Below are 18,445 nucleotides of genomic sequence, written 5' to 3' on the forward strand. Positions count from 1 at the left end.
GTAGACTGGGTGGAAGGAAGTAAAACCCGGGTTTCAGTCCTGCAGCCCACCCAGACTGGCTGTTGAACTCATCAAAAATCCCGTCATCTCGAGCACAGCGAGAGATCTCCAAAATGTGGCACTTAGTCCCTAATCATGAGATCTCTCGCTGTGCTCGAGATGACGTAATTCGCCCAAAGAATAAGTAAGCTCAAAGGATAAATAAATGATAGTAGGGATTTGGGCTCAGAAACCCTATGGCCCGGCCATAGGTCCCCCTACTGTTACTATTTATGCCATACATTCCTATTAATATAATCAACGTAACTGAGCACGATGCGAAGCACCTGTTTTGATACCACAGGACCCGTTTGATAATCCGGTACTATGGGTATAACGCGTTGAGCGTTATTATGTTGCGAAGTAACTACTTTTACCGATTCCAATATTCTCTCTTTCTGTAAACCACTCATGATCAACGTTCCTTCATCCATACCTTCAGGACGCTCATGAGCATTTCTAATTGTAATTGCAGGAAGATTCAGTAATGAGGCTTCTTCTGTAATGGTTCCACTATCCGATAAGATGCAGAAAGCCGAAAGTTGCAGCTTAATATAATCAAACAAACCGAGAGGTTTTTCAAATCGAATCAAGGGATTTACTCTTCCCCCAATATAGTTCTCTATGTTTTTTCTTGTTCGTGGATGAGTTGAGAAAAAAATAGGATATTCGTACTCTTCCGCTAAAGCTTCCAGACTTGCTACTAAATGATGTAAATTTTTCGCAGAATCAACATTTTCTTCACGATGAGCACTGACAACAAAATACTTTCCTGGCTCAAAGTTATATCGTTCTAAAACCGTAGAGGCATGAATTTTTGGCATATAATAATCCAAAACTTCTTGCATGTGCGATCCCGTTTTAATAATAGTCTCTTGCTTAATTCCCTCGGCAATTAGGTAACGTCTGGCATGTTCGGTGAGCACCATATTAATATCACTTAAGTGATCCACCACTTTACGGTTCAATTCTTCTGGTACACGTTGATCAAAGCATCGATTACCTGCTTCCATATGAAAAACGGGTATTTTTCTTCGCTTCGCGGCTATAATAGCCAAGCAGGTGTTAGTATCACCATACAATAATAATGCGTCAGGTTTTACTTCCTCAAATAAAAGATCAGCGCTGGTAATTACATCGCCAATAGCTTTTGCTACGTTATCTCTTGAAATATTAAGAAAATAATCCGGTTTTCTTATTTCCAAATCATCAAAAAAAACTTGATTTAACTCATAATCATAATTTTGACCAGAATGAACCAGAATATGATTTACCTGATTATCAAATTCAGCAATGACACGACTCATCTTAATTAGTTCTGGCCGTGTCCCTACTATTGTCATTACTTTAAGCATCAAGTGCCTCCTGAATAAAATCAAGTCTAAGAAGCAAATCTTTGATTTCAGCCACTTTTAATTGTTGGGTATTATGAGAGGTGTAATCAGCAAAATTAGAAATAACCTCCTCTCCCTCTATATAATATTTTTTATAATTCAGATCTCGATTATCTGAAGGAATACGATAATACTTGCCCAGATCAACTGCTTTTGCCATTTCTTCTCTAGAGACAAGCGACTCATATAGTTTTTCACCATGACGAGTGCCAATAATGCGCGGAGTATTTTTTGCTTTAAACAGTTCAACAAGTGCCTGTGCCAAATCTGCAACAGTAGATGCTGGAGATTTTTGTACAAAGATATCCCCCGGTATGGCGTGTTGAAATGCATATAACACCAAATCTACTGAATCATCCAAAGACATCAGAAAACGGGTCATGGAAGGATCCGTAATTGTTATCTCTTGATTCTTTTTAATTTGATCGACAAAAAGCGGAATTACGGAACCTCTTGAGGCCATCACATTTCCGTAACGAGTAGCGCATATTATGGGTTCGTTTGGAGAAACCATCCGTGAATTAGCCACAACAATTTTCTCAGCCATAGCCTTTGAAATCCCCATGGCGTTGATGGGGTAAACCGCTTTATCCGTACTTAGTACGACGATTCGTTTAACCGAATTAGCTCTACCGGCGCGAAGCACATTCTCCGTTCCCAAGATGTTGGTACGAACAGCCTCCATAGGATAAAATTCGCATGAAGGAACTTGTTTCAACGCAGCAGCATGAAAAACATAATCTACTCCATTCATTGCATCCGCAAGCGAGTTATAATCACGTACATCGCCAATGTAGTACTTTACTTTTTCATTATCTATCTCATTGCGCATGTCCTCTTGCTTTTTTTCATCCCGGCTAAAAATTCGTATTTCGCGAATGCTTGAATTCAAAAAGCGTTTTAAAATCGCATGACCAAATGAGCCTGTTCCCCCAGTAATCATTAAAACTTTGTCATTAAACATTTAACTCGCCTCTAGACTGATATAACATCTCAATAAGATAAGGCCATTCTGGGGCGACATATCCGGTTGCCTCTCTAAATCGCTCCGCATTTAAGGATCGATCAATGAAGAACTGCTCCTCCGGGATAATGCTTATCTTTTTGCCATAGGTTTCTGCAACCAAATTTAACAAGTCGTATTTACTAATTGGTTTGGCAGCTACATGATAGAGGCCAAATAAATGAGGACGGGGAATCACAAAATCCATGATTACCCGTGTCAACTCAACAGTCGGTAACCCTGAAAAAATAGCATGTACGTATCCCTTCACTTGTTCTTTTTGCGAAAGGAACCAATCGATCAAAGCATAATGACTATTTAATTCATGACCAATAATTGAAGTTCTTAACGTGATCACGTGCGGCAAGTCTGACAGTTCACCAATAAATTTGGATTTACCATATAAGTCTTCAGCATCAGAAAGATCGGACTCTTTATACATTCCCTTACGCCCGGAGAAAACACAGTCTGTACTTATATGGATTAATCTTGCTTCAAAAAGCCCACACAGCTTAGCTAAACGATGGGGAAATATAGAATTGATAGGCAAAACTATAAGCGGATCATTAGCGCTGGAAAGCTGTTTTATCAAGCCCACACAATTAATTACCAGATTGGGTTTGACTCGCTCAAACACATCATGAAGCGCGTGTTCATCAAGAACATCCACATTATAAATCAACTTTGAATGAGTCTGTTCAGGAAAATAGGCAAGGCCATTTTCACTTCGCAAAGTACCCCACGCCTCATATCGTTCATTTTTTTGAAGTGTATGCAATATGGCACTTCCTAACATGCCTGTTGCTCCCAACACTAAAATCTTCAATTAATTTCTCCACTTTTACTAATTCGTTCCTCAAAAACTTCTATGAGGCGTTGACTCTGACTAATCATTTCAAAATGTTCAAGAAAATAGGCTCTTCCATTTTGGCCAAGTTTATCTCGGTTTAGGTCTGACATATAGTAAAGTCGCTCAATATTTTTAGCTAAAGCCACTCCATCTTCTGCAGGAGAGGAAAAACCAGCTCCTGATTCCTCGATTACTCGTCCCCCCTCCCCATCAAGTGCAGCTAATACGGGTCGACCTGCTGCCAAATAAGCTTGTATTTTACTTGGGATGGTATAAGTAAAAATTTCATTTTTTTTAAGTGTAACAAGTAATCCTGTTGCGCGCGAAAAGATAAATGGCATTAATGAAGAAGGAAAACGACCCGCCAAAATCAAATTATCCAAGCCCTTGTTCGTTTTTTGTTGTTCAATCCATCCCAACATACTGCCACTACCGACTAAAACCAACTTGCAATCTGGCAAATGCTTTAACTGTTCAGCTGCCTGTACCAAGGTTTCCACCGACTGTGCCGTTCCAAGATTACCGGCAAAAACAAAACAGCGATTGGTTTCCAACATCAATTGCAATTCACTGGGAATGGACTCAGGTTCATGACGTTCAGGGGAAATTTCAAGATATGAGTTGGGGTAATAAACTATTTTCTCATCAGCAGCGTATTGTGAAACCGGTTTGCGAAATGCTTGTGATTGTACCAATAACAGATCCACGGCGGTATAAATTCTACGCACTAATCTGCCAATTAACTTAAGGATGAAGTTATTTCGTATGAATCCGGTAGCACTTAAGCTTTCGGGCCAAAGATCCTGAACCCATAATGCCAGAGGTATTTTCAGCCGTTTTTTTAAATAAATGGCCGGGATTACGGAGGTTATTGGGGAGGGCGCAAAAACAAAAATCACATCAAATTGCTTTGTTTTAATTAAGCGATGAAAATAAAACAAGCCACTGAACACAAAGGAAAAATAATTAAGCATTAACCTCATACCCCCACCCTTTCCTCGAGGAAATAGAGGTACACGATGGACAGGTATCTTGTCATCAAAATAATCCATAGCGCATCCCGCGGCCGAATATCCATTATAAATGGCGCCATCTGGATAATTAGGTTTCCCTGTGAGGACTTCAATGGTATGTCCCTGCGCAACAATACATTTAGCTAAATCACTGATAATAAATGATTCAGGCCAAAAGTATTGAGATATTAAGAGAATTTTCATTAATAAATTCTAAACTCTGATAGTTAAATATAAACGACTTAAACTTACTTACCATTAAGTAAATGGGCTATCTTAATCCCCGTTCGGCTGAGGAGTATTGACCTAAGCCTCCCTCCGTCATCCCGCGAGGGAATCTCCTGAAATAGACATTGAGCCACATTTTGGAGATCCTTCGCTTCGCTTAGGATCACGTTTCTTAACGTCAATGGCAGCGCCACGAAGTCAAGGGATGTCGAATAGTACTTCAATAATTAAAATATCAACACACCATGGTATTATTTTTAGACATATGTTCAACCATCTCGGTAATCACATTATCCCAGGTTTTTAAATTCACAGGAGAAATTTCTTCTCTTTTTAAACGCAACAATGGCCTATTCAGATTGGGGATTGATACTTCTTCAAAATGCAAACCAGCCACCAGCTCTCTATGAGGAGCAATATCAGAAATATAGGATTCTTTTGCGAAAAATATTCCTTCTGATGCCGCATTATATGAGTTTTCTATATAAGTTGTCGAAATATAAAACTCGGCTTGACGCAAATAATCAACTACCTTATCTCTTGGAAGACTCCCCTTCAAAATAATATTAGGATTCATGCGCAGGCTTTTGGGGACTTTTTTATCATCACCAATAATCATCAACTTCAGTTGATTGTCCTTAGCATGAAGCATTTCAAATACTGCATAGGAATCCGCCAATGCTTTGTAACGATAAGTGCCCAGAACCACTGCAATTTTTTCTTTCTTTTCCTGCTTTGCATCATTGTAAAATAATATCTCGTCATCACTGCCATTCACCGATACAAAAAATCTCAAAGGATGTTTTGATTTAATCAAGCTCAATGAATAAGACGATTCTGCAGAAACGATATCTGCATTTTTAAAATTATTTTCTATTCTTCGGCCCAGATAACTCAGTTTCAACTTATCAAATAAAGGTAAAGGGATGCCCTGAGAACCAAGAGGCAAAACATTACTTAAATGAAACCAGTTTAACCTCCCCAATTTATAGTAAATGGGAATTCCATAAGAATAATAAACATTAGGGACTCCTATCTCGGCTTCCAATTCTTTCAAATAATCACAATCACGAAACAATCGCTGTAACTTGGATTGACTGACTACAAAAAAATGATTATTGGGAAATTCGGTAATTAATGACTTGCACATGGGATGTATTATGAACCAAGCCCCACCATTTTGATTAAACCATTTTGCATAGGCATAAAGACGCTTAAAGCCGCCGCCTGAATATGAAACCGCAAAATTAAAAAGAAATTTGTTATTTATCACTGATTAAATTCCCTGTTGCATTTTTTTCCAAAAAGCGTTTACCGAATTGATTCACCGCATTATCCAATGAATCAACTGGAGTAAAATTCGTAGAAAAAAGTTTTTTAGAGTCATAAGTTCGTCCCAAATTAAATCCTGATCGCCCCTTTAATTTTAAGAGTATGGATAAAACGGATAGCGGAATGGGCAATAATGGTATTTTTCTTCTCCCAAGCCCCAGCGTTTCCCGTAAAATAGATTCAATGCTAATAAAGTTATTTTGGGGATCGTCGTCCGAAGAAATAAAATAAATGCCTCTGTTGGATAAAGAGGCTTGTGACAAATGAAGTATCGCTGCAGCTACGTTATGAACAGAAACCAAATGCATTTTTCGATTTCTGAAAAGTGAAGCCCGCAAATAGTTAACAAACTGACTGCCTTTCATTAAGGCATCAGCCAATTTTAATAAATTTTTTCCTTCAGGACCAACAATCGCCGTAGGTCGCAAAACAATCACATCAAGACCATCTAAACTACTCTTTAATACCCTCTCTTCTATGGCGAATTTGACTTGTTCGTATTGGGTCAGTGGCTCGCAGACAACAGACTCATCAATACGACAGTTTTTAACTGCTCCCACCACATTAGCGGTAGAGCAATGGATTAATCTTTGTATCTTGTTCCGAATACATGAATCAATAACATTATTAATCAGCTGAAGGTTATCAGAATCATTATCACCAGGAATATAAGCCGTATTAACGATTATGTCATCTTTTTCAAGAACTTCGTCCAATGCGCCGGGGATTAAAAGATCCAATTCAAACCAGGTTATTTTATCTGAATGTTGGGTATCCGATTTTTTTTTACGTACTACTGCTTTTATCGGAAATAGGCTCGCTCCTTGCTCAATAATGGCCTTACCTAAAAAACCTCCTGCACCTAAAATGACTAAAGAAGGCATTTATGAACCTCTTGAAAATAAATCAATATACGCATTGGCAACCTCAGGTAACTGATATTGTGCCATAATCTTGTTTACTGTGCTCTTGGCTACTTGGCTAGAGTTATTTATAAACGTACAAATCTCATCAAGAGTAGTATCTGATATTCCTGCATTTTGAAATAGGGAAAAAGCGCAGGGATAATCTTCCAGCATTGAAACCGATGAATCTCTGTCTACAGATGCAATATTTAATATCGGCAGCCCGGTAGACATATACTCAATCACTTTGCTTGGGACTTGATAAGCCGTAGTGTTACCGATATTGACCAATATATCAGCGTTTTTATAAACATTGAGCATGTCGTCTTTGTTCACGATGCCATGAAGAAATATCCAATCATTAATTGCATCGATGTAAGGATCAAATTCGCTCTGACAATCACCAATGCGTCCATAAAAATGGAGCTTTAATTGACGAGGCACCAGTTTGGCGCGTAACTTTGATACTAACTCCAATAAATATTTTGGATTACGAATTTTGGTATATAAGGTACCAGCAAATATTAAATTAATGGATTCTTTACCCAAAGAATTGCTGTTGGTATATATACTCTCATCAATATAGTTGTTTCCTACTACCGGAGGGATAACATGCAACCATTTCTTGGGAACACCTAAATAAGACACATATTCATTTAGGGTCTCTGGGGTGGTTACGGAAATCTTTTGTGATGCATTGATTAATTTATTTTCAATAAATTTATTAATTCTTTTATACAACCTGGTATTATTCATGGGTAACTCTTTCAAAAAAGAGAAGGGATCCCCATAATCACAAACCCACTCAATCCCCTTTCGTTTGCGCCCAAGCAGCATTGCTACAATATGAGAACTAAAGGGAACCGCTACAGAAAAAATCCCATCATAGTGATGAGTCTCAAGTAAGTGAGCTGTACGTTTATATGCTTTAGGTATCCATAACCAAGCGTGATCGGGCCAACGCACCATAACAATAGTTTTCTTCACCAGTGAATGAATGAGTTGCTTTGTTTTGATGCGCCAGGAAAGAGGGTTTGATTTTTTTTCATCATTACTGCCCCCTTCATTAGAACGAAAGCGTTGCGAAGGATCGGACACCCTATAAACATTGACCCTATTTAGTTGCTCAAATTGAGGTAAAGTTGCATTGGCTGCGGAACACACCACATCGACAATAATGCCACTTTGAGCCCAATACTCACAAATTGCGCCCCATCTAAATGCCCGCGGATCATTTACAGGGCTGTAAGAATGGGTAATAACTAAAACACGCATTATTTTATTTCCATTGTTAACCAGTTTTTTATCGTGCGTATATCAAACGCGACAACAGTTTTTTTCTTTCTGGCTTCATCACCGAGACTAAACCATACTCTTTCCTGACTCCTAACCACATAGACAAACCAAGAAAACAATAGACTGCTTGGTAGGCATCTTCTCTAGGGTACCCAAAGAAGGAATGGTATAAAGTAAATAAAATTGCCAACGTCAGGTAAAGAGGAATCATTTTATTTTTTTTATTCTGAAGGGAGTTTCGTAATCCAGCAATAGAAAACAAGGCTCGTACAAAGGGATAAAAGCCGAATAACATGCCTAGAATACCTATACGCTGTAACCATCTGATGTAATCGTTGTGGGGGCCTGAGTTAATGACACTGGACAAACCCGCTCCGGTTAAATATTCCTGTGGCTGAAGCAAAGACAAACCGTGCTTCATGATTTCCCAGCGCGGGGTTCTTAACGTGCGGTATTTATCAAATGCATAATCAATCTGATTAGCACCGTCAATCTGATTAAAGCGCTCTATATTGGAATTATCCGTATAATCAGAACCATCCACCTTGGCACTTATCGAATGAGCGGCACTGAATGAAGTGAGGCTCTCCCAAGAGAAATCAGTGGTGATTAATTTAAAAATAGTCCAAATACATAATAAAAAAACAGGCAACAGGATCAACTTTTTTTTCAAAGTGAGTGCATCATTTTTAACAAAAAAAACAAAACCAGAAAGTAGAATAAACAGAATGGACTGACGGCTGGTTGATAAATAGGTATAGATAATGAGGAATACCAACACCGCTAAAGCAATATATTTTTCTAACTTATTAGAGGTCGGGGCATTACACAGATAAACCGCAGATAAAGCGGCAAAAGTTAAATAGGGAATATAGGTATTATACTGAAATCCAGTGCCCTTCAATTTCACCATTGCCCCAAATGTAGTAAGTGTTCCGAGATGGAAAAAATAAATAAATGCAAAAATACTGAATGGTGCTATCAAAACGGTTAGTAACGCAATTTTTCGTATTTCACTACTCTTCAGTCCTCTTAAAGCAAAATAAACAACCATAGGAACATATAAAAGAGCATTTCTTAATACATACAGATCAGGGTTCAGATACCTTAAATGCAATGATGTCTCTGTAATATCGTTATCGTACAAGTTCTTGCCTGTATCGAGCACAGCAAATACTAACAGGATTAAAGGAAAAAAAATAACCAGTCCTATATCGATTCCTGCATCATAGTGTTGATCTAAAGTCTCTTTTCCCTTAGAAAGGTATTTCATACCGCATAATATTAAAAACATGCCTGAAATTATTTCACGATAAAACACTATCTTGTCGAAGAGAAAAAAATGGAAGGGGTTCAATGTGAGTAATAACAACAGCAGATACAAGCCTAAAAGGTCCCAAAAGCTGTCCTTACTTGATAGATTTTTAATTGTAGATTTAAAATTTGAAAAATAATTAATCATTACCTATCCGTCCCTATTCTATCTCTAATTCCATACCCTGACGAAAACGCGAGCTGTTTTTTATGTCTGCTCTTCTGAGGCCCATCGCATCCATGATAAATCACTACCGATTTATTTCCCAGAGAAATTAACAGCTGATGCGTCTCTTTTATTAAAGTTGTTGTGGCAACAAAACCTTCTGCCCCCCAATAAACCACATGAGCTTTTTCTAATTGAAGAGTACTAAATACATGAGCGGTCTGGGTATCTGATTTATTAAAACTCGAAAAAGGGGAGAAATGACTGTCACTTTCTCTATATTTACCTCGCTCAGCAGGTAAGGATGTGTATAAATAAGTGCCTGGATCACAAATCAGGTTCTTCCCATCAATTGATAATTCCACAGACAGTTGATCCTGATGCCGGTGAGAAGAATGAACAAGTTTATTACCAATCCAACACCTTATAGCTAAATACAAACGAGGTGATCTGAAAAGAAACAAGCCAAAATCAGGATATGCAAGAAGTTTTAGGCCCTCTAATAAACCATCTTCTTTAACGGTAAATTCAGTTTTCTGGAGCCGTCCTTCGGGTAAGCCCTGCACATACAATAATTGTTCATGAAATGCTTCAACAGTAGCTATTGTTCCATATTGGGTCGCTGAATTTAAAATCAGGCCAGGCGATATCTGGTGATGTGCAGCAAGAGCCCTGAGCATGATAGCATCGACCTTATGCCGAGCGACTTGTTGTCCGCCTAACCAATCAGCAAAATCATTTCGACCAAACATCGCATAGCCATCAACAACAATATGACTGCAATCCAAATGATCTTCCATATAGTAGTTTGCGTGATTGGACAAAGCATCATAATTATCTAAATTAGTATAACGCTCCCGGGCATCCTTAACCGTCATCACCTGATATACCGGATCCAACTTGAAAAAACGCCCACTGTCATTATCACCAATTTGAGGGATACTACCATCAGGCTTGGTTATATCCCTTATAAACTCAGCCATACGCTCCATACGCTGCAAGTAGGTTCTTGGAAATGGACTGTATTGAATCTGGCCGGTCGGATAAAACGTCAATGGAGCCGGCTGTAACCCTGGCTTGCCACGTCTTTTTTTAAAGTGTTGATGATTATAAGATTTTAATTTGGCGAGCCTTTCTTCCGTTAACCCCAGTACTACGGCAGTAGCATAATAAACCATTTCAGCTGAAAGACGATGATAGGAAGTTGAGCCCTCAAAATTTCCTCCATCTTCATCAAATTGTCTTTCCACTTCAACAATGAGCTCTTGTACGGCAAAAGCCAGCCAAAGATCGGTTTCCTCTGTCGAAGGAAGAGAGGCTGCAATAAAAACAAGACCGCTAACATTAGCAAGATAATGGTTTGCCCGATCGGGCATCCATTCCAAATTTTCGATAATATAGAGCCCATGCTCATAAATGCTCTGAGCGAAAAACTCTTCAAAAGATTTGGAACAATTAAACTCAGCAACGTGCAACAAATTCCAGGCTAAGAGCCAATTGGCCGCACGAATGGCGACATCCATAGGACAAATCCAATTGACCCCATATCCAGGAGGATTAGTCGCAATAAAATCAAGTATCTGATTTTGAAATTCACTTTTAATACGCGACCGCAACTTGCTTTTTTCATTCGGAGTACTGGAAAAACAAGCCAGAGCGAGTTGAGGCAAGTGCTGCATACGAGCCAATTCCCAGGGAACTTTCACATCAACGCCTAATTCATGGCCAAATTTAATTTTTTTAGACCAGGTTTTTTCAGACCAGCGATAGCCTGATTTAAAGTCTATCTGCCAATCAATAGGAATGTAATCAGGATCGACTTGTTGCCAGATTTTTTGGGCCGAGAGTAAATTCGACTTATTAATTCGCTTCCTAAGCCAATGCCCTTGATTATCCGGTTGAATAGAAGGGGCTGATGCAAAACGGTATTGTTCCAATCCCCTACAATTCATACCGTAAAAAATTTTTACCCACCCCGAGCCAAGCAAATCAAATCGATGCTCCAGATAATGATGAATGACCTCTTGTGGAATGCGGCTTGTATCGCGCCACAAATCAGCCTCTTCCCTCTTTAGTAAGCTATTTAAAACAAAGGGCTGATCTTGTTTTTTATAACTGCCAAAACAAGTATCTCTCGCTAAAAACAACATCATATTTCGTTCACGAAGAACTCGAGCGGACAAGCGTTTAACTAATCCGGAATAACCCGATTCAGAAATAATTTGTTTTAAGCGCCCCATCATTCTTTATGTGCACCATCATTACCAATTTGTTTTTCTACCATTAAGCCTATTCTTGCAGATTGGAGCTGCTGCCACCATGGGATAGGCCAATCAGCACCATTAATTGCATCGGCAAAAGCCATTAATTCTTCGCGCAGGCCTTTTTCCTGCATTGATGTTTTGAATGACTTGCCTTTAATCCCATGAGCCTCAAGAGATTTATAGTCAGAGAGAGTGATGAGTTTTCCGTCAACATAGAGATCTCCTATTTCCTTTGGATATTCTTTAAAGCCTAAAGCCGTATAGGTCAAGCTTGCTACCGAACCATCACTAAAAGTCATGGTGGCAATGAAATTATCATTACGTCCATAATGATGCGACTTTGGAATAATAGAATGAGCACTGACTTCTGCTACTTCGGCATTGGCAAAAAAAGTAAACAAATCATAAATATGACATGCTTCACCCAAATTACGCCCCCCACCTTCTGCTCCATGTACCCAGTGATCTAAAGGGATATAACCTGCGTTCATGCGATAGTTGAGGATAAAAGGCGCACTTCGTTGCTCCAGTAATTCAGCCATGCGCTTTGCATAAGGTGAAAAACGACGGTTATAACCGGTTAATAATACCGGCAAAGGCTTATCAGTATTTGATGTGACAAATTCATCAAGCGCTGCAAGTTCTGCTGCGGTTAAGGCAAGAGGTTTTTCTACCAATACATGTTTTCCGGCCTGCATGGCTGCCAAAGCCATAGCTCCATGTTGTTGATGACGAGTCGCAATAATTACCGCATCGACATCGGGATCACCAAGAACCTCTTCAAAATCAGTCGTACAATAACTCGCGCCAAATTGTTTAGCCACAGCTGCAGCACTATGCCCCGTCCGTGTTGCTACTGCTTGCAAAGTAAAACGGTCACTCATGTTTTTTAAATTAGGTAAATGGGCAGAACGTGCAAAAGCACCCGCGCCTAATACGGCAATACGGATTTTTCCTGCAGTAGAAGCTACTGCAGGCTTTAACCGGATAGTATGAGCTGGTTTCTCCTCACTCTCAGGATAGGTCAAAAGAACCATCATCGGCTTAACAGCAGCTTCAGTGAGCGAAGCATAAGCTTGTGTCGCTTGAGCAATGGGATATCGAGCAGAGATTAATTGTTCAACCTGTATACGATTCTCAGCTAATAATCGTAAGTATTCGCCCATATTACGATTTTCTGTCCAACGTACGTAGGCTACCGGATAATCCAGTCCTTGTTCTTCATAGCGATGATCATAACGACCTGGACCATAAGAACTGGAAATTAAAAAATCAATTTCCTTCACATAAAAATCGGCACGGTTAAGATTTAAACCTACATCACCCACAAGAACTACCCGACCTTTTTTACGACACACTTTAAATGCTGTAGAAACTACCGCGTCAGATGGAGTAGCGGCGGTAATAATCACCCCATCCGCACCCAATCCATCAGTCAACCGTGCAACCTGATCAATGCTGTCCCCATCATCAGGACAAAGCCCCATGTCCATGCCGAGACTTAAGGCCAAAGCAATTCGCTCTCTATCCACGTCTATCCCGATAGTACGACATCCATTTGCCTTTAATAACTGAGCAGTCAGTTGCCCAAGAATACCCAAACCAATAATTACAAAGGTTTCACCCAAAGTAGGTTGAGTACGTCGCACGCCTTGCATGGCAATAGCACCTAAAGTAACTGTAGAAGCACTTTCCCAACTCAATGTCTCGGGCAGGTTCACACATAGGTTTCTTGGCACGCGAATAAATTCTGCATGATGAGCACATTGAGCTCCCGCACAGGCAACTCGGTCTCCGACTGCAATATCATGAATATCCGTACCCACTGCGATCACAGTTCCGGTTGCAGAATATCCAGTAGGATGAGCCGCATCAATTTTCTCTTCCAAAAGACTCCAGGTGCGGCTAAAACCCATGGTCGAAACCATCTTCAGGGTGGTTGCCACTTTTTCTGGTTGCTTTAGTGCTTTCTTCCATAAAGGAACAGCGCTCGAACGCACACCACTCATCTCAGTACCAACGGACAGACATGAAGTGTGCACGCGTACCAAAACTTCGCCAGCTCCAACACCCGGTGCAGGAACCTCACCCACAATAGCCTTACCTTTACTGATTAAAACCTGTTTCATCATTAAACCCTTTTAACGTAGGACTTCCACCACTGAGCTGCATTAAGAAGTGGCCAAATCCGATCTCGTTTTTTACTTTTGAGCATTTTCTCAACTTCACTCCAATCCAGAAGATCGGTCTCCGCACAAAACGCTTTTAACTCTTCTGCAGCGACTTGGCCTAAACGATCATCAAACCAATCTTTCATGGGCGCTGCAAATCCCTGTTTTTTTCGATCGATGATTTCATCAGGTATAACACCACGCACTGCCTTTTTGAGAATGTGCTTAAGGGTGCCATTACGAGTCTTAACTTCTGTGGGGATACTCATCGCCAATTCAACCACTTTATGATCCAAAAAGGGAACTCTTCCTTCCAATGAGACGCCCATACTCATTTTGTCTACCCTCATCAATAATAATTCTGGCAACCGCATGTTTAAATCAATATAACTCATCCATTCAAGATGGCATTTTGTTTTTGATTTTTCTTCAAAACGTTTACGAATTGGGGCTATTGCTTCCCATGAGGTCCGGTTTTTAAATTTTTTTCTCATCCGCGGTGATAGCAATGACATTTTCTCAGTTTGTGTATATGACTCCGCACCGCCCCAAAATATGGGCTGGCTACGACTTCCTCTTCTTAAATATTCGTAACGCCAATCATATCTAAAATTAAAAAGCCCTAAAGCTTTAACCAGCAGTTTTTTTAAAACTCGGGGGACAGGGATATCATCCACACGTTGTAATTGCAGTTTCGCTTTCCATTTTGAGTATCCCCAAAACAGTTCATCTGCACCCTCACCCACTTGACAAACAATAACGCCATTATCACGAGCCAGCTTTGCCACATAATAGCAGGGGATACAAACAGAATCGCCTATTGGTTCATCCTGTAAATGAACCATATGCGGCATAAAATCGATTAAATCTTTTACATTCAACAATTTTTCATGATATTCGGCACCTACTTTATCCGCAACTAATTTAGCATGGTGCAATTCATTCTGATAACTTTCATATTGTCCATCATAACCTATGGAAAAGGTTTTTACCGAGCCTGTATCCCCTTCCGAAAAAAGGGCGGCATTAGTGCTCGAGTCTATACCTCCTGATAAAAAGATACCTACCGGAACATCACTTTCCTTTAATAATTTTACTGCCGTTTTTAATTCACCTAGCAGCTGCTCGGCTATTTCATTATCTGAACGCTCATGCATGGGCTCAAGATGATCCAAAACATCCCAATAGCGATTTTCGCTAATCTGGCCATCTGCTTTGATACACATCCATGAGGCACAAGGTAATTTATGAATACCTTTAAAAAGAGTGTCAGGTGCTGGAACAGTCAGAAAAGACATATAATGAAAAAAGCCCTCTTCATTTATTTCTCGAACCTGTCCCTCATCCTCCAGTAGTGCTTTTATTTCCGATGCGAAAACGATTCGGCCATTATGAATACTGTAATACAGCGGTTTAATGCCCAATCGATCACGAATCAACCACAGTTCCTGCTTTCTGCTATCCCAAATAGCAATGGCAAACATCCCTCGAAATTTTTGTAAGCAGTCAATTCCCCACTGCTCAAAGGCGTGCAAAACGACCTCTGTATCTGAATGGTCTGTTTTCCAGACATGACCGCCAATTTCTTCTAACTCTTTACGGATTTCAGCATGGTTATAAATTTCACCATTATAGGTAAGCCAAATGGTTCCATCCTCATTACTCATCGGCTGATTAGCCTTCTCGGACAAATCAATAATTGATAAACGACGATGACCTAGCCCGACCTTATGATCCGAGGAGATCCAAACTCCTCCGCCATCAGGTCCCCGGTGGATCATAGTGTCACGTAATTTCACAATGTATGATTCATTTATTTCAAAGGATGAATCATTAAAAGATAATGCTCCTACAATTCCACACATAAATTTGATTTCCAATTCTAATGTTCAATTATCAATAGATAACAACTTATTGTTCTAAAACACATCCTGGATGTTCGTGACTAAATTTTTCTAATAAATGAGTTATATACTGCAGGTCATTACCGGTTAGGCGACTATGGCAGGGTAAATTTACTACCTGTTTTGCTATCTGCTCAGCAATAGGATAACTGCCTGCCTGATAATTAAAAACAACATTTTCCGGAACAGGCGATAATGGCCCATCAAACCACATGCCTAACTCAATGCCTCTGTCTCTAAAGTAGCTAATAGCAAGCTCTCTATCGGTAACCAATATAGAAACACGGGGAGCCACGGAAAATTCATTACTCTCAGGAGAGCCTGGGGCTAAAAATCGGAGACGAGATAAAGCATCCCTAAGGGTACGTGCATTTTGTTCACACGCCGATACAATTTTAAAAAAATCACGCCATTGCAACACGGCTAATCCAGCTTGAATTCCGCCCATTTTTACCAAAAAGTCAGAAGAAACAATCCCCTCAAACTCTGGTTTAGGAGTAGATGGTCGAAAGAAACGACTTTTAAAGCCGGCATAAAAGACATATTTTTCAAGCAAAGGAGGAAATGAAGGATGATGACACCAGGTAGAGATTACCGTTTGCCATAAATCGCGTGTCGATGACCACCATGAGGGTTCATTTAAAGTTGAGTAAAGCTGCTCCACATCCTTGGTCAGTTGCTGATTATTTACTATTAAAATTCCACCCCAGCCAGCAGAGAGCGTTTTTGATAGCTCCATGGATAATATGGCTGCGTCAGCAAATGTGCCAACATATTGTTCATTTGCTTTTGATCCCAAGGATAGGGCGCAATCTTCAATGACCAGAATCCCTCGCTCTCTGGCTTGCTCAACAATGGCATTAACTTGAGCAGGCTTACCCAAAGTATGTTGTATCACTATTGCTTTAACCCGTGGCGATAAACTGGTAAAAATAGCCTGGCTTTCTGCATTTAAGGTATTGGGATTTATGTCAATGTAAACAGGTTTTGCTCCAGCAGCAATAACGCCAGTCGGTACGGCCAGACAAGTGTAGGCTGATAATAAGACTTCGTCGCCAGGTCCAATCCCTGCTGCTTTAAGGCAAGCCGTTAATGAAGATCGGCCGCTGCCAAATGAAAATACCCCTGCACTGTTTGGACAATAGACCTCTTTGATTAACTGGTGTAATTCATTACGTTGAGAAGTTGAGCTTTTTAAAAAAGCCGTTAACCAAACCCCAATTGCCTGAAAGGAACGACGTAGCGTTATGGAGCCAAAATAAAGAGATATTTTTCTTTTATGCATTAAATCTGCCTCAATCTCACCTTTTCTTGAACAGACATGAAAATATCAGCAATTTGATTCATGGTGGTTTCTACGGAAAAAATGACCTCAGCCCGTTTACGCCCAGCCATTCCCATTTGCAGACGTAACTCCTTATTATTGATTAGCGCACTGAGATATTCTTTAAATTGAGAAGTATCGGCAGCCTGCGTTTTAGGATCGAGGGGAACAAGAAATCCTGTTTCATTATGGACTACAGCTTCTGGAATTCCCCCGCTCAGGGTAGCTACCACAGGAAGTTTTGCGGCCATAGCCTCCTTGATCGAAAGTCCCATACAGGCTCTTTGGCAAAATGAAGGCGCAACTACTATATCCGCAGCACTATACAAAGACTGTTGAATAGAGAATGGAAAATTTTGAAAAATGGTTATTTGATCAGGGAATCTTTTCATCAGCTCAGATGCATCGGTTGATAAATCTCCTGTAGCTCCGGCTAAAATCAATTTTATATGGGGTGCATCGTTCAATAATTCCGGCATGATCTGCAACAAAACATCTAATCCCATATCTTTTACAAATCGGCCCATAAAAAGAATGACTACATCGTCTTGTTTTATTTTATGTTCAGCACGAAATTTGTCCCGCAGAGCACTGTGATCCTCATTAGCCAAATCAACACCCAGATAAACGGTTTTAACTGACCTGTCTATGCCCATCGTTTTGAAGCTTCTGGCACAATGATCGCTAGAGGCCCAAACAACCGCGGGAAGATCCATTGATTTTTTAACTAAGGCTTGTCGAGATTTCATAAACTCTGGTGAACTGTACATCTCCCCAAAAATAGTAAGGGCAATGCCACGTTTACGTCTCCAGTGATGGGCCAGGGGTACCATTTCAAAATGAGCGTTGCTCTCATAAAAATTAACGACCTGACTGTTATGTCGTTCGGCAACTCGATGAACAAGAATAGCTTTCAGAGATTCTCCTATTAAACTCCGAGCCCCCACCCCTGCTGGCATCATATCGCGAATAACCCTGGATATCAGTCTCCAGTTAAGTGGATTTAAAAGTCTAAAAAGATGACGCTTGATATTATGACGGTAAACAGTTGCCCCGGAGATTTTTTCTACTTCGTCAACATTACTAAAGGTGATGACCGCAACGTCCTCAGCCCCCCGTTCTTTTAAACCAGGAACTAAAGAAGCCAGATGTGTTGCTATCCCACCGAAAGGAGGAGGATACCCACCAACCAAAAGAACGCGTAGTTGATTACAGCTCTGTGATTTCATTAAATGACCTTAA

The 18,445-nt window shown here is 40.1% G+C and carries 13 protein-coding genes; all 13 read right to left on the minus strand.

Annotation, left to right across the window (positions count from 1 at the left end; translation table 11 throughout):
• Positions 1 to 266: 266 nt before the first annotated feature.
• The gene (gene wecB, locus LOX96_RS05530; protein WP_250421049.1) at positions 267 to 1,394 is read right to left on the minus strand and encodes a non-hydrolyzing UDP-N-acetylglucosamine 2-epimerase; all 1,128 of its coding nucleotides are present in this window, start codon (positions 1,392 to 1,394) and stop codon (positions 267 to 269) included.
• Positions 1,387 to 2,397 carry a polysaccharide biosynthesis protein gene (locus tag LOX96_RS05535; protein WP_250421050.1) on the minus strand — a complete coding sequence of 337 codons (1,011 nt, stop codon included), beginning with the start codon at positions 2,395 to 2,397 and terminating at the stop codon, positions 1,387 to 1,389. The genes wecB and LOX96_RS05535 overlap by 8 nt, the downstream gene beginning before the upstream one ends.
• Positions 2,390 to 3,262: a dTDP-4-dehydrorhamnose reductase family protein gene (locus LOX96_RS05540; RefSeq protein ID WP_250421051.1), complete on the minus strand. Its 873-nt coding sequence runs from the start codon at positions 3,260 to 3,262 to the stop codon at positions 2,390 to 2,392. Before LOX96_RS05540 ends, LOX96_RS05535 begins: the two co-directional genes overlap by 8 nt.
• Positions 3,259 to 4,503 (minus strand): glycosyltransferase family 4 protein, encoded by a 1,245-nt coding sequence (locus tag LOX96_RS05545; protein WP_250421052.1) that lies wholly within the window; start codon positions 4,501 to 4,503, stop codon positions 3,259 to 3,261. The genes LOX96_RS05540 and LOX96_RS05545 overlap by 4 nt, the downstream gene beginning before the upstream one ends.
• A 259-nt stretch (positions 4,504 to 4,762) precedes the next feature.
• Positions 4,763 to 5,800, minus strand: a complete 1,038-nt coding sequence (locus LOX96_RS05550) for a glycosyltransferase family protein (protein WP_250421053.1) — start codon at positions 5,798 to 5,800, stop codon at positions 4,763 to 4,765.
• Positions 5,790 to 6,743: an NAD-dependent epimerase/dehydratase family protein gene (locus tag LOX96_RS05555; protein ID WP_250421054.1), complete on the minus strand. Its 954-nt coding sequence runs from the start codon at positions 6,741 to 6,743 to the stop codon at positions 5,790 to 5,792. The genes LOX96_RS05550 and LOX96_RS05555 overlap by 11 nt, the downstream gene beginning before the upstream one ends.
• On the minus strand, positions 6,744 to 8,039 hold the full coding sequence (locus LOX96_RS05560; RefSeq protein WP_250421055.1) for a glycosyltransferase: 1,296 nt from the start codon (positions 8,037 to 8,039) through the stop codon (positions 6,744 to 6,746).
• Positions 8,040 to 8,067: 28 nt separating this feature from the next.
• On the minus strand, positions 8,068 to 9,354 hold the full coding sequence (locus LOX96_RS05565; protein WP_250421056.1) for an O-antigen ligase family protein: 1,287 nt from the start codon (positions 9,352 to 9,354) through the stop codon (positions 8,068 to 8,070).
• Between the two features lie 167 nt (positions 9,355 to 9,521).
• Positions 9,522 to 11,783 carry a heparinase II/III family protein gene (locus LOX96_RS05570; RefSeq protein ID WP_250421057.1) on the minus strand — a complete coding sequence of 754 codons (2,262 nt, stop codon included), beginning with the start codon at positions 11,781 to 11,783 and terminating at the stop codon, positions 9,522 to 9,524.
• Complete coding sequence (locus LOX96_RS05575; protein WP_250421058.1) at positions 11,780 to 13,936, minus strand: bi-domain-containing oxidoreductase; 2,157 nt, start codon at positions 13,934 to 13,936, stop codon at positions 11,780 to 11,782. The genes LOX96_RS05570 and LOX96_RS05575 overlap by 4 nt, the downstream gene beginning before the upstream one ends.
• On the minus strand, positions 13,936 to 15,840 hold the full coding sequence (asnB, locus tag LOX96_RS05580; RefSeq protein ID WP_250421059.1) for an asparagine synthase (glutamine-hydrolyzing): 1,905 nt from the start codon (positions 15,838 to 15,840) through the stop codon (positions 13,936 to 13,938). Before asnB ends, LOX96_RS05575 begins: the two co-directional genes overlap by 1 nt.
• A 46-nt stretch (positions 15,841 to 15,886) precedes the next feature.
• Positions 15,887 to 17,164, minus strand: coding sequence for a DegT/DnrJ/EryC1/StrS family aminotransferase (locus tag LOX96_RS05585; protein ID WP_250421060.1), 1,278 nt, complete (start codon positions 17,162 to 17,164; stop codon positions 15,887 to 15,889).
• On the minus strand, positions 17,164 to 18,432 hold the full coding sequence (locus LOX96_RS05590) for a glycosyltransferase family 4 protein (RefSeq protein ID WP_250421061.1): 1,269 nt from the start codon (positions 18,430 to 18,432) through the stop codon (positions 17,164 to 17,166). Before LOX96_RS05590 ends, LOX96_RS05585 begins: the two co-directional genes overlap by 1 nt.
• Positions 18,433 to 18,445 lie beyond the last annotated feature (13 nt).

The organism is Legionella maioricensis (genome assembly GCF_023618015.1).
Lineage (GTDB): Bacteria > Pseudomonadota > Gammaproteobacteria > Legionellales > Legionellaceae > Legionella > Legionella maioricensis.